Raw genomic sequence first — 12,797 nt, 5'->3', positions numbered from 1 at the left:
CAATTGATTTTTTATAATCAAAAAAAAACACCTCCAAACCATAAAAGTTCAAAGGTGCTTTCAGAATAAATAATAACAATTAAAATTATGAATAGGTACTTATATCTTTTTTGCGGTAAACCAGATAGAAAACTTGCGGTAAAACTGTTAAGGAAAGAATCATACAGGTTATTAATCCTCCTACGATCATGATGGCCAGCGGTTTTTGAACTTCGGAGCCCATTCCTGTTGATAAAGCAGCGGGTAATAATCCTAAAGATCCCATTAAGGCAATCATGACAATTGGACGAATACGACTGTAAATTCCGTGCGAAATAGCATCTCTTAAATGCATTCCGGCGCGCATATTTTCTTTGATCATTCCGATTAGGACAATACTGTCAATCGCGCTGACACCAAAAAGAATGATAAATCCAATTCCAGCCGAAATTCCAAAAACAGTTCCTGTTGCCCAAAGTGACAAGAATCCGCCAATAAAGGCATACGGCATTGCGCTTACAGCAATCATGGTATCTTTGAAATTACCAAAGTTGAAATACAGGAGACATAAAATAAGGATAAGTACAACAGGAACAATCATTGCCAATTGTTTGGAAGCTCTTTCTTTACTTTCAAATTCGCCTGCCCATTTCATGACATTTTCTTTAGGAAGTTTCACTTCGGCAGCTACTTTTTTCTGTGCTTCTTCGATGGTGCTTCCTAAGTCTCGTCCTTCAATACTAAATCCTACAGCAATGTAACGGCTGTTTCCTTCACGGTAAATAAATGTTGGCCCTGTTTTATATTCTACGGTTGCAATTTCTTTTAAGGGCACTTTTTTACCATTCATAGTCGGAATCAAAATACCTTCGATTTTTTCTTTAGAATCGCGATACTCTTTTTCAAAACGCAGCGTAATGTCAAATATCTTTTCGTCGTCGTAGAATTTGGTAGCAGCCTGTCCGCCAATCGTCATTCTGATAACGGCTTGAGCATCGGCAGTAGTAACGGCATAACGTGCCATTTTTTCGTCGTCAAGCTGAATTCTTAATTCTGGCAATCCAATATTTTTATAGACATTGATATCTTCAATTCCTTTTACATCTTTAATTGAATTTGCGACTTTTGCGGCCATTTCTTCCATTTGGAAAAGATCGCTTCCGAAAATCTTAATCGCCAGCGGACTTTTAACTCCTGCTACATATTCTTCCACATTATCCTGTATCGGCTGGCTGAAACCAAATGCAATTCCTGGATATACATCGAGTACTTTTTTGATTTCTGCAATCAATTCTTCCTTACTGATGTCGTGTTTCCATTCGTCTTTATGTTTTAATTCGATATGGAATTCGATATTAAAAAATCCAGTTGGGTCAGTTCCGTCATTTGGTCTTCCGGTTTGGGAAAGCACAAATTTTACTTCTTCAAACTTCCTAATTTTGGCTTTCATTTCTTTTGTCAATCGGACCGATTCATCCAAATTAATACTATTCGGAAGTGTGGCCCTTACGTAAATGGCTCCTTCATTCAGCTTCGGAATAAATTCTGAGCCGTAAAATGCAAATCTTACACAACAAACGGCTAATAAAGCTAGAAAAGAATAAATCGTTATTTTTCGATGTTTGGTGCTCCATTTAAAAAGGTTGTACAAATTGGTTCTAAAGAAACGTGAAATCATGTTTTCTTTTTCGACAATATTTTTCGTAAGCATCACTTTACACATGGCGGGCACGTAAGTAAGTGATAAAATCAGCGAACCTAATAAGGCGTACCCCAAAGTAAAGGCTAGGGGAGAGAACATTTTTCCTTCTACTTTTGTGAAAGAGAAAATTGGCATTAGCGCCACAATCAAAATAATTAGGGCAAAGAAAATATAAGTTGCCACGCTTCCTACACTTTTCTTGATTAATCCCATTTTACTCATGGCATTAAAACGTTCCATTCCCACTTTATGGGCTTTCTTTTCGAGCGAAACAAAAACTTGTTCGACAATTACCAGCGTACCTTCGAGCAGTAATCCAAAATCTAACGCTCCCATAGAAATCAAATTCGCAGGCAGTCCCTGAATTCGCAGCATGATAATCGCAAACAAAAATGAAAGCGGGATCACAGTTGCTACAATCAGCGAAGTTCGCCAGTTGTAAAGGAAAATAAATACGATTAACGAAACCAATAAAATACCTTCAACAAGGTTTTTGGTTACTGTTTTTACGGTTGTATTAACCAATTCGGTACGGTCGATAAATGGCACTATTTTAACATTGTCTGGAAGTACTCTTTCATTTAGTTCATTCAAACGTTCTTTTAATCTGCCAATTACTTCACCTGGATTTTCTCCGCGAAGCATGACTACAATTCCTTCGACAACATCGTCATTTCCGTCTAGACCAACTTGTCCTAATCTTGGTTTTGCTGAAATGGAAACTTCGGCCACATGCTTTACTAAAACAGGAGCTCCGCCTTTTGTTTCAATTAAAATATTACCAATATCTTCAACTTTATTAATTAAACCAACTCCTCGAACCACGTACGCCTGATCGCCTCGTTTGATGACATCTCCGCCTACGTTGATATTACTTTTTGAAACAGCTTCGTAAACGTCTAATGCCGATAAATTGTAATTTTCGAGTTCGGTTGGATTGATTTTGATTTCGAACATTTTTTCTTCTCCACCAAAACTTACTACATCGGCAACGCCGGGAACAGCAACCAATTCTCTTTCGATAACCCAATCCTGAATGGCTTTGATTTCTTTAATTGGCAGATCACTTTTAATGACATATCTAAAAATTTCGCCCGTTGCTCCAGACGGCGGATCGATTTCAACATCGGCTCCTTCTGGAAGATCCAGTCCGTTTAATCGGTTTGAAGCGTATTGCTGCGCATAAAAATCTTCGACTCCGTCATCAAATAAAACGGTTACAACGGATAATCCGAAAAGGGAAATAGAACGAACTTCTGCCTTTTTCGGAATTGTATTCATTTGTTTGGAAATGGGAAGCGTGATGAATTTTTCGACTTCTTCGGCACTTCTTCCCGGCCATTGTGTAATAATTCTGGCTCTTGTATTGGTTACATCAGGAAATGCTTCTATGGGTGTGTGAATGTAACTCACAATTCCTGCAGCCAATAAAATGGCTGTGAAAAAGAATATAATCAGTGAGTTTTTTAAGGAGAAAGCAACCAGACCTTGTACAAATTTTTTCATGTTTTGTATTGTATTTATCCGTTTTAAGGATGCTTAGTTTTTTAATCTTTCGTGAATCAGAAGCTGGTTTTTAGTAATCACCATTTCGCCTTCTTTTACGCCTTTATCAAAATAAAGCCAAGTGTTGTTTTTTAAGACTGGATTTATTTCTCTGGTTTCGATTGTACAATCGTTTTTATAGATTAAGATATAATCACGGTTGTTATCGAAAATGGCGGCTTTTGCAGGAACAGCTGCCAATGCTTCACCACCTGTACTTTTATCGATTGTAATATCGGCCGTCATTCCCGGTTTTAGTTTCAGATTGCGGTTATCCATAACAATTCGAGCTTTTAGAACATGTTCGTCGGCATCAAAAACTTTTGCCATCATATTGATTTTTCCTTTGAAAATTTCTCCCGGATAAGCGGGTGTTGTAACGTCAACAGCCATATTTTCGCTGATGTTTTTCAGATTGCTTGTATAAACATTTACCAAAACCCAGATTTCTTTTAAATCAGAAATGGTAAATAGCGAATTCGTTTCATCTGTAATCTGCATTCCGGGACTGATGTTTTTATCTACGATATACCCTTCTGTTGGTGCTTTGATTTGAAAAACAGATCTGTCGCTGCTTGCGCTGAACATTGCTAAATTGGCTCTTACATTTCCTAAAGAAGCTTTTAAAACATCTAATTCGCTTTGTGCCTGCAGTAAATCTTTTTGAGAAGCAATTCCATCCTCAAACATTGATTTTGTTGATTGCAGCTGGCGCTGGGCTACCGTAATCTGCGACTGCAATGATCTGCTTTCTGACTGCATACTGTTCAATTCTGTACTTTTAATTTCTGCCAGCACTTGTCCTTTTTTTACATAATCGCCTAACGAGAAAGTAGTTTTGGTAATGATACCTTGAACAAGACTGTTAAACTGAACTACATGATCGCCATTGTAAGTAATGTTTCCCGTAAGATTGATCGATTCGCTCACAGACCGTTTTTGAACAGTTTCGATTGTTATTTTTTCTTTTAATTCTTTATCGATGCAGAATTTTTCATCCTGTGCTTTTTTAACTTCTTCTTTCTTGCCACATCCGTAAACGAGCAGTAACCCAAGTATCGGGAGTAAAATAAATTTCTTCATTATGTATGTTATTATTTTTTAGATAATTTGGTTTAATTGATTTCTTCACCCGCTATGTAACGGAGTTCTTCAAGGTTATTGTTGAGGTCTTTTTTAGAGTTTAATAAAATGGTTTTGTTGTCTAGATATGCATCAACAAAATCAAGATATTCGAGCATGCTTGTGTTTTTTTGCATGAAATTTTTTCGATAAGCTTCTAATAGTTTATCCAAATCACCTTCATAACTGGCATCAACGTTATCATAAAGTTTTTTGGTAACCAGTAAATCCTGATACGCTTGTAAAACTTCTGTTTGTATGGTCAGCGTTTTTTCATCTGTAGCTAATTTGCCTTGCTCAATAGCGAGTTTCGCGACTTTTATATTTCCTTTATTTCTATTAAAAAACGGCAGATCCAATGAAAAACCAATACCCACAAAATCATTCATCAAACTTGCTCCACGGTCGTAACTTAAGCCAAGCGTAACATCTGGAGTTCGTACTGCTTTTTCGTATTTGTATTTAATGTCGTTGTAGTCATTTCCAAGTTTGAGCACTTTCATATCTGGACGATTTTCTACAGCCGATGCCATTAGATTTCCAAGATTGATATCGTCAATATTTTTATTTTCGGGAACAAAACCTTCATCTGTAAGTTTGATATAATTTGTTGGCGGAAGATTCATTAAAACTTTAAGTTCTTGCTGCAACGAATTATTTGCCTTTTGTAAATCGCTGATTTCTTTTAAAAATTGAAGCTCAGATGCTTTTAGCCTAATGTATTCGGCTTTGCCAATATTACCTTGTGCAACCTGATTGCCATAGGCTTTAATCAAGGTTTGCATAGACGAAAGCTGTTTTTTATAAATGGCTTCTTGAGCTTGTGTGTATTGCAGTTCAGTCAGGTTGTTTCTAAACTCAATTTTGAGATTTCGCAAAAAAGTTTTGAAATATTCTTTGGCAATATCAACGCCCACTTTTTCCATGGCGATCATTTTCTTTCGTTTTCCCGCAGTCTGAACTAATTGTTCTAGTTCAGCATTAACTTGCTGCGTTCTTCCGTAATTTCCCCATAGCGGCGGCAATTGCTGTGCAGTGGCATTGCTCCAAAGATTGATTTCGCCAACTGTTAGCGTAGGATTCGGCCATAATTTTGCCTGAATTACCTGCGCGTCGGCAATATCGATGTTTAGTTTTTCTGAAATAATAGAAATATTTTTTTCCAGAAATATAGCTTCGGCTTTTTTTCTAGACAAGACAATTGTATCATTTAAAGTAGCATTTTGTGCCATACTTTTGAATGATACAATTAAAAACAAGGTTAAAAATATACGTTTCAAATTAAGTAGATTTAATAAGTTGCAAAGCTATTTGCTGCATATTAAGTCCTAATTTGATGTCTGTTAGAAACCAGTAAGAGTTAGATTAGAAAACGATTAGAGTTTCGGGAAAACCAGTGTTACTGTGGTTCCAGCGCCTTTTTTGGATGTAATGGTAAACTCGATATTATTTTGTTTGAAAATTACATTGGCTAAAGTTAAACCAATGCCGCTTCCTTTAATGTCGCTCACATTTTTACCTCTGTAAAAGGTTTGTTTGATGAATTGAAGATCGTCTTCGCTGATGCCTTTTCCTTGATCTTCAACCACAATTTTTAACTGCTGATTTTGTTCTAATAAACTGATTTTTATTGGATTTCCATCTGAATATTTAACGGCATTTTCGATGATATTAAATAATGCAATTTTGATTTCGTTTGAATTTCCTTGTATCGAAAGCAGTTTGTCATTGCCAACTTCTAATGCAATTTGGATTTGCCCTTTTAAATGATAACTAGCCGACAATTGATCGTTGATGTCCCAAACCAATTCGTCGACTCTAAAAATTTCGTTGAGTTCCATATTCTCGCGAAGACCCGAAAGCATCATTAAAGTATTCATCGTGTCTTCGATTTGATAAACGTTTTCCAACACTTTCTGAGACATTTCTTTATACTCGGCGCTGGTTCTGTCTTTTTGGGCAAAAACTTCAAGGTTTCCAGAAATGGCAGTTAATGGCGTTTTGAACTCATGCGAAACATAATTGATGAAGTTTTTCTGAATGATAAAAGTATCCGAAAGACGTTTCAGCAAATTATTGTACGTTTCGATCAATTCCTGAACATCGTCTTTGGTATTCGGAGAAACAATTTGTTTGTCTAACGACGAAGCCTGAATCTCATTAACCTGATTGATAATATTTTTGATCGGACTGTAAGCCAAATTAGAAAGTACTCGGCTGACCAAATAAATGCTGACCAAACCCGAAATTAAAACCAAAATCATGATGATTAATAATCTATCGGTCATGGTTTTGAAATCGGTGTCATTTTTTTTAACGAAAACCACAAAATCTCCTTGATTGTCATGGTAATAACTTCCGAAATAAAAATGATGTTTGGATTTAAAACTTAGTTTTCTGTTTTTTCTAATGTAATCCAGCCGGGTTTTATTGATATTGTTGTCTAAAGTTTTATCTCCGTAGACAATCTGGTTCTCTTTATTGTAAACGCGAGTTACGATTTCAAGTGAATTTTCGCGGAATTGCTGTCCGATAATTAAATGCTGGTTTTCTGGAAGTTCGTCTTTTTCTAAATAGAAAATACCTGTCAGTAAACAGGTTTTCTGCAATTCGTTATACACGATTTTTTCGGAATAACTGTAGAAAGAAAAATACGTGATCAGCGATGCAATGACAAACACAACGCTGAATGTCAAAGAAGAAATTAAAGTAAAGCGATTACGGATTTTCATATTTATTCTTTTAGCATGTAACCGATTCCTTTTATGGTGTGAATGAACTTGTGATTGTGTTCGATTTTATTTCTTAGATACGAAATATACACATCGACCACATTAGTGTTATTGTCGTAATTAATTCCCCAAACCGCTGTTAGAATCTGAGTTCGAGACATGACTTTATTTCGGTTTTCCAATAAATACAAAAGCAGTTTGTATTCTCTTGGCGAAAGATCGATCAGTTCGTTATTTTCGGTGACTTTATGCTCGTCCGGATTGATCGTTAAAGTTCCGCAGGTGTATAAAGTTTCGGGTTCGTTGTAATTGAATTTTGTTCTTCGCGTAAGCGCATTTACTCTCGAAATCAGTTCTTTAAAATGAAAAGGCTTTACAAGATAATCATCGGCACCAGAATCTAGTGCGGTAACTTTATCATCGGTATTACTCAAGGCGCTGAGCATTAAAATAGGAGTATGAATCTTTTTAAAACGCATTAATTTCGTCAGCTGAATACCATCGATTCCCGGAAGCATAATATCCATCAGGATAATATCCCAAGTGTTTTCCTGAACAAGGTCACGCGCCATTTCGCCCGTTTCGGCAAGATGCACGGTAAAGTTGTTTTCTTCTAAACCTTTTATAATAAATTCGCTGATGCGTTTATCATCTTCAATGAGTAAAACATTCATAAATGGTAAAGTATTATTGATTTTTGATTAAAATGGGGTGTTTTTAATCACAAGACGCTTTTGAAAGAGTAACAAAAATAGCATTTATTTTTTGAACCATATAAGTTCAGGTAAGTAATTGAAGGTTTTTCTTATGTCTTTTGAATTATTGCAGATTAAATGATTCGATCCTATGGCTCTTTTTATTTGAGATTTTCTAACCCGGGATTAAATCCCGGGCTGCAAAATAAACCGAGTCTATGGCTCTTTAAAAATTCCGTTAGGAATGAAAAATATTGTAGCAACGGATTTAATCCGTTGAGAAAATAATGGATATAAAAAATTAGTTCCGTAGGAACGATACATATTACCAAAATATATTTCAACAATTAAAAATTCCGGAGGAATGAAATATTTATAGATTCATAAAATGCGCTGTACCAAAAGCTCCAGCGGAGCGACATATTGTAGATAAGATTTCACCACGCTGGGGCTCTTTTGAAATGGGAAGATTTTTTTCTATAAATATTTCGTCCCGCTGGACTTTTTCTTGGATTTTCTTGCTATAAAATAATAATCCCAACCCACCTCAATCTTACATAATTCTCGTTTAATTTTTAATAAAAAACTGCTATTCAATTAATTAACTTTTATTAAAGAAAGCTTTAACATCGTCTGTTTTCACTGGCTGTTAGAAATAGCTAATTTTAGGTAAATCAAAATTAATAACGTTTAAAAAAATTAAAATCATGAAAAAGAATATAGCCATATTAGCCACAAACGGTTTTGAAGAATCAGAATTAGCATCTCCAAAAGCTTATTTGGAAGAGCAAGGTTGGAATGCCGATATCGTTAGTTTGAAATCGGGAACGATCAAAGCTTGGAAAGACGGAAATTGGAGCAGCGAATATAATGTTGACGTAGTTTTAGATCAGGCAAATGAAGCCGATTACGATGCTTTGGTTCTGCCGGGTGGAGTTATAAATCCAGATTCATTAAGAAGAGAAGAAGCAGCAGTAAATTTTGTACGTTCGTTTTTTGAAAGTAAAAAGCCAGTAGCGGCAATTTGCCACGGACCTCAAATTCTGGTAGATGCCGATGTTTTGGAAGGTCGAAAAGTAACTTCGTTTTTCTCTGTTAAAAACGATTTGAAAAACGCTGGAGCACAATGGGAAGACTCAGAAGTTGTTGTAGACAATGGATTAGTAACCAGCCGAAATCCTAATGATTTGCCTGCTTTTAATAAAAAAATGGTGGAAGAAATTAAAGAAGGAATACACGAGCGTCAGAGAGTCTAAAAAGACTCTTTTAGATTTATCACTTTGCAAAAATGCAAGATCAATTTTGGTCTTGCATTTTTTTTGTTTTATAAAATTGATTAATCAAAATATTCAATTAATTTCTCATCCTCAAAAACGATATGATCTGTTATATGAAATACTTCTTTTATCCAAGGGTGTTGTAGTGCATCTTTTCTATCTAAGATTTTTCCAAGTATTGCATTCTGCCAAGGAGATTCTTCTTTGTCCATTAAACCTATTTGGTATTCGTTATTATCGTTAAGCCAAATTCTGAACGGAAAAGAAAATCTATTTTTAGGTTCTTCGTCCGTTCCCCAATCACCAATGCTGATTATTCCGAGAGCATATTTATAATCATGACCTTTTGTGAATTTTAAATAATAAATAGCAAATGCATTTTCATCCTTATAAACAAATCGAGTTAGTTTAATGGTTTCATTATTACAGCATTCACAAATTTCTACAATTGGTTCCTCGAATTCTATTCTTATCATTTGAAATATTTAATAGCTTTTTCAAAAGTATTCATTTTCAATTATGATTTGTAATTTTTAAAGTAAATAGGAATTTATATTGCGTTTTTTCCACAATTTTGTCATTTAGAGGAACGAGAAATCACACGTGTTAATCGACAAAGAATTGAAAAAAACTCATTCAAAATGAAAATTAAGAAATTCAAAAGTTTCATTAAAACCTCTTATCAACTCAATCTTTTTATCTCTTCGCCATTTCTTCAATTCTTTTTCTCGTGCGATTGCTTCTTGTATCCATGTGAATTTTTCATAATAAACTAAAAACTGAATATTATATTTTGCTGCAAAACTGCTAATATTTAAATCTATATTTTCTTTATGCTGTGCAAGTCTTTTTCTTAAGTTATTAGTAACTCCGATATAAAAAGAAGTGCGATGTTCATTTGTTATAATGTAGACGTAATAAGTATGATAGCCAAGTTGAGGATTTAGCATTTTTGTTTTTTTTGTACGAATATACATATTTTAAATCTAGTTTGTCATTTCGACCAAAGGGAGAAATCACACTCGTTGATCGACAAAGATTGGCGACATTCTTTGCGGAGTTTCTAGTGTGATTTCTCCTCCGTCGAAATGACAAAAATGCGATAAACACTTACCAAAATATAGATTTAGTATATTTGTTAAAGAACATAAAGTAGTTGTAAGAAAAAGAATGTAAAATAAAGAATTTTCCTATATTTGTAGTTCCTATAATTACGACTTTACGGCTAAAGAAATTTGCCCTTGTATGATGTGTGCGGTATCGGAAACGACCGTAAAGCGCTGTCGTAGGCGTTAGGAACACTTAGATACAAGGGTTTTTATATTCCTAATACTACGACATTATGAGTACAAACACCCTTTCCAAAGAAGCCGAAACAAGGCTGATTGATTTTTTTAACCATATTATCGATCCAGAAGATATGGCTAAAATATTAAGACAAGTAAACTGCATTTTAGCGCTCGCCGTAATGCGACAACACGAAACCCTCCAAATTGGACTAACAAATTTTGAAGAAAATTATTATTGGGTCAATGAATTGGCGGAGATTTTGAATCCTTATTTGAGTGAGGAGTAAGGTTTATAAAATGGAAAAACCTCGATTTTTTTAAGATCGAGGTTTTTTGTTTCCAATTCTATTGTATGCTCGAAATGCTCGAGTTAGCGTAGAAAATATAAAAATTAATGATATTTATTTTTATAAATTAGATTGTTTTCAATGAAAAGTAACTTATGATTTAAGTTCTTTGTATGATGTTAGAATTTGATTTTTTAAAGTAGGAACCGTTGATTTTTTGAAAAACGTTTCTAGATACAGTTCTAGTTTTTTATCATCTTCATCTTCGAGTAAAATGATGTAGCATAAATAAAACAATGAAATACCTCGATCGAACCACCCACCTTTGTCATAGTGATCATTCAAAAACTTAACAGCAAACGAAGCTATTAGATCTTTTTTCTCATTAACTAGTTTTGACAATTTTTGTATATTTTCAATCTTTAAGTATTGCAGTTTCTCAATATTATCAGTATCCAAATTTTCTTCTCTAAGTTCAATTCCAGTTCCCTCACTAATTTTTCTATCAATATCTATAATAGTTGGACTGCTTTCTAAAAAAGATTCCAATGATATAATATTTAATTCAACATTTGCAGGATTTTCAATAATAGCCTGATCTATTTCATTTTCATATTGTAGTAATCGATTTCTGAGTTTTGAAAATTCTAAATCTGATGTTTCTAATAAAGCTGCTACTCGTGAAAAATTTCTTTTAACGACGTTTGGAATACTGTTTTTACTTTTATATCCTATATCATGTTCAATTTCTGCCCATGCATGTTGAAGAATAGATCTAATTTGAATTTCAAATTTTAAATTCTTAAAATTTTTATATTCTAATAAATTATATCGATTTTCATTAAGACTAACAACATAATGAAGCGAAGAATATCCAAATTTATCGTATTCCACAACTCTTTTATCGATTGAATTTTCAGGATCAATTTCAAATTCATCTTTTATTAAATCTGCTATTATATCGACTTCATCTTCAAAAAAAGTTATTATTCTGACACCAATCATGTCTGTAATTTGGTTAATGTCAGTATATTTATTTTTTGCAGAAATTTTCTTTTCTAGGCTATACCGCTCTTTTAAACGGCTTGAAATGTTATGTACATTTAAATTTTTACTTTGTATTAAATCAGATAGCAAATGTTGCATTTTTGATTCAAAAGCTTTATTTAGAATATAGTTGGAATCATATTCTTCTAAGAGTTTTGTTATATCTGACATCAAATTTTAATTTTCAAATTATTGTTAGAATCGTACGAATTTAAACAAGCTTTTTGTTACTAAATTTACTCGCAAAAGCGGTTATGTTATAGAATTAATGAGATTATAATTTAACTTCCTTTAAATTTATTAAGTCCTTTGAAGTTAAATCTAAAAAAAGCTCAATCGTATTATCTACGTATCTTCGTGCAGAACCTGAAACTGATAAATTAAATTTTTCTAATTCATCCATTACCTCTGTATGCTTTCGTTCTTTTCTTTGTTCTTCTGTTTCTTTTTTTCTTTCCTCTTCTGTTTTTTTATCGATTTTATTGGGATTTAAAGACATAGCAAACCAGTCTAAATTTGTATGATGAATTTTGCCACATTTTAAAGGTGTTTTACCTTTAAAAAGAATCTGTTCAATTATTTTGGATGATAATATTTTAGAATTATTATCATTTATATATTTATCGATGGAATTATGAGCTACGACACCAAAATAATTAACATCTTCTTCAAGTAAATATGCATCAATTATTGGTTGGCCAAAATAAATCTGTTCTTGCTTATTTAAACTTATTTCACCATACGCCATCCCTCCTTTTATGGCTATTTTATTAGCAATTGCATTCGAAAAGAAATATCTTAATGAAATTAAAAAAAATTCAAAATTTTCGTAGTCGTCGTTTTTTGAAAATATTACAATCGAATCAGAAAAACTAACAATATATATATCAGCGTCCTGATATATAGGAGACTCATTAGTTTTTGATGCAACTTTTTCTAAATGAGATTTAACTTTCGATAATTTACTCAATTCATCGTAAATTTCACTATGAGTATTTCTCATTATTTTATCTTTAAAACCTAGTATATCTAAAAAAGCAACAAATCTTTTATCTGTTGTCTTCCAATTAGTTTTCTTAAAATCTTTCTTTTCCATTATTTAATGTTTTTCTGATGTTAGTA

11 protein-coding genes are annotated in these 12,797 nt (G+C 33.5%); 2 read left to right on the top strand and 9 right to left on the bottom strand.

All coding sequences use genetic code 11. From position 1 onward, the window contains the following. Window positions 1-85 precede the first annotated feature (85 nt). The 5 genes from P2W75_RS16590 to P2W75_RS16570 form a co-directional block, all read right to left on the bottom strand. Window positions 86-3,187 carry an efflux RND transporter permease subunit gene (locus P2W75_RS16590; protein WP_276381347.1) on the bottom strand — a complete coding sequence of 1,034 codons (3,102 nt, stop codon included), beginning with the start codon at window positions 3,185-3,187 and terminating at the stop codon, window positions 86-88. Window positions 3,188-3,220: 33 nt separating this feature from the next. After that, window positions 3,221-4,309: an efflux RND transporter periplasmic adaptor subunit gene (locus P2W75_RS16585; protein ID WP_276381346.1), complete on the bottom strand. Its 1,089-nt coding sequence runs from the start codon at window positions 4,307-4,309 to the stop codon at window positions 3,221-3,223. Window positions 4,310-4,341: 32 nt separating this feature from the next. Then, window positions 4,342-5,580 carry a TolC family protein gene (locus P2W75_RS16580; RefSeq protein WP_276381345.1) on the bottom strand — a complete coding sequence of 413 codons (1,239 nt, stop codon included), beginning with the start codon at window positions 5,578-5,580 and terminating at the stop codon, window positions 4,342-4,344. A 144-nt stretch (window positions 5,581-5,724) separates the two neighbouring features. Further along, window positions 5,725-7,080: a HAMP domain-containing sensor histidine kinase gene (locus P2W75_RS16575; RefSeq protein ID WP_276381344.1), complete on the bottom strand. Its 1,356-nt coding sequence runs from the start codon at window positions 7,078-7,080 to the stop codon at window positions 5,725-5,727. A 2-nt stretch (window positions 7,081-7,082) separates the two neighbouring features. After that, the gene (locus P2W75_RS16570; RefSeq protein ID WP_207295750.1) at window positions 7,083-7,754 is read right to left on the bottom strand and encodes a response regulator transcription factor; all 672 of its coding nucleotides are present in this window, start codon (window positions 7,752-7,754) and stop codon (window positions 7,083-7,085) included. A gap of 728 nt (window positions 7,755-8,482) precedes the next feature. Here P2W75_RS16570 and P2W75_RS16565 point away from each other — a divergent pair. Beyond that, window positions 8,483-9,031, top strand: a complete 549-nt coding sequence (locus P2W75_RS16565) for a type 1 glutamine amidotransferase domain-containing protein (RefSeq protein ID WP_276381343.1) — start codon at window positions 8,483-8,485, stop codon at window positions 9,029-9,031. Between the two features lie 80 nt (window positions 9,032-9,111). Here the strand turns inward: P2W75_RS16565 and P2W75_RS16560 are convergent, their stop codons facing one another. After that, on the bottom strand, window positions 9,112-9,528 hold the full coding sequence (locus P2W75_RS16560) for a hypothetical protein (RefSeq protein ID WP_276381342.1): 417 nt from the start codon (window positions 9,526-9,528) through the stop codon (window positions 9,112-9,114). Between the two features lie 156 nt (window positions 9,529-9,684). Beyond that, a complete protein-coding gene (locus P2W75_RS16555) occupies window positions 9,685-10,002 on the bottom strand; it encodes a GIY-YIG nuclease family protein (protein WP_207295753.1) in 318 nt (105 codons plus the stop codon). 392 nt (window positions 10,003-10,394) lie between these two features. Here P2W75_RS16555 and P2W75_RS16550 point away from each other — a divergent pair, with 392 nt between their 5' ends. Continuing rightward, a complete protein-coding gene (locus tag P2W75_RS16550; protein WP_276381341.1) occupies window positions 10,395-10,628 on the top strand; it encodes a hypothetical protein in 234 nt (77 codons plus the stop codon). A gap of 153 nt (window positions 10,629-10,781) precedes the next feature. On the opposite strand, the gene P2W75_RS16545 is transcribed toward P2W75_RS16550, so the two are convergent. After that, entirely contained in the window at window positions 10,782-11,846 is a 1,065-nt protein-coding gene (locus P2W75_RS16545; RefSeq protein ID WP_276381340.1) for a GTP pyrophosphokinase family protein, read from the bottom strand. Window positions 11,847-11,949: 103 nt separating this feature from the next. Further along, a complete protein-coding gene (locus P2W75_RS16540) occupies window positions 11,950-12,771 on the bottom strand; it encodes a hypothetical protein (RefSeq protein ID WP_276381339.1) in 822 nt (273 codons plus the stop codon). Between the last annotated feature and the right edge of the window lie 26 nt (window positions 12,772-12,797).

This window comes from Flavobacterium sp. H4147, assembly GCF_029360735.1.
Classification (GTDB): domain Bacteria; phylum Bacteroidota; class Bacteroidia; order Flavobacteriales; family Flavobacteriaceae; genus Flavobacterium; species Flavobacterium endoglycinae.
Note: the sequence above shows the minus strand (reverse complement) of the source record. Positions and strands in the feature narration are given on the sequence as shown.

Excerpts from the sequence above, each read along its gene's own strand:
- P2W75_RS16545 (WP_276381340.1), bottom strand. The coding sequence starts at position 11,846 with ATGTCAGATATAACAAAACTCTTAGAAGAATATGATTCCAACTATATT.
- P2W75_RS16560 (WP_276381342.1), bottom strand. The coding sequence starts at position 9,528 with ATGATAAGAATAGAATTCGAGGAACCAATTGTAGAAATTTGTGAATGC.
- P2W75_RS16570 (WP_207295750.1), bottom strand. The coding sequence starts at position 7,754 with ATGAATGTTTTACTCATTGAAGATGATAAACGCATCAGCGAATTTATT.
- P2W75_RS16575 (WP_276381344.1), bottom strand. The coding sequence starts at position 7,080 with ATGAAAATCCGTAATCGCTTTACTTTAATTTCTTCTTTGACATTCAGC.
- P2W75_RS16590 (WP_276381347.1), bottom strand. The coding sequence starts at position 3,187 with ATGAAAAAATTTGTACAAGGTCTGGTTGCTTTCTCCTTAAAAAACTCA.
- P2W75_RS16540 (WP_276381339.1), bottom strand. The coding sequence starts at position 12,771 with ATGGAAAAGAAAGATTTTAAGAAAACTAATTGGAAGACAACAGATAAA.
- P2W75_RS16555 (WP_207295753.1), bottom strand. The coding sequence starts at position 10,002 with ATGCTAAATCCTCAACTTGGCTATCATACTTATTACGTCTACATTATA.
- P2W75_RS16550 (WP_276381341.1), top strand. The coding sequence starts at position 10,395 with ATGAGTACAAACACCCTTTCCAAAGAAGCCGAAACAAGGCTGATTGAT.
- P2W75_RS16580 (WP_276381345.1), bottom strand. The coding sequence starts at position 5,580 with ATGGCACAAAATGCTACTTTAAATGATACAATTGTCTTGTCTAGAAAA.
- P2W75_RS16565 (WP_276381343.1), top strand. The coding sequence starts at position 8,483 with ATGAAAAAGAATATAGCCATATTAGCCACAAACGGTTTTGAAGAATCA.
- P2W75_RS16585 (WP_276381346.1), bottom strand. The coding sequence starts at position 4,309 with ATGAAGAAATTTATTTTACTCCCGATACTTGGGTTACTGCTCGTTTAC.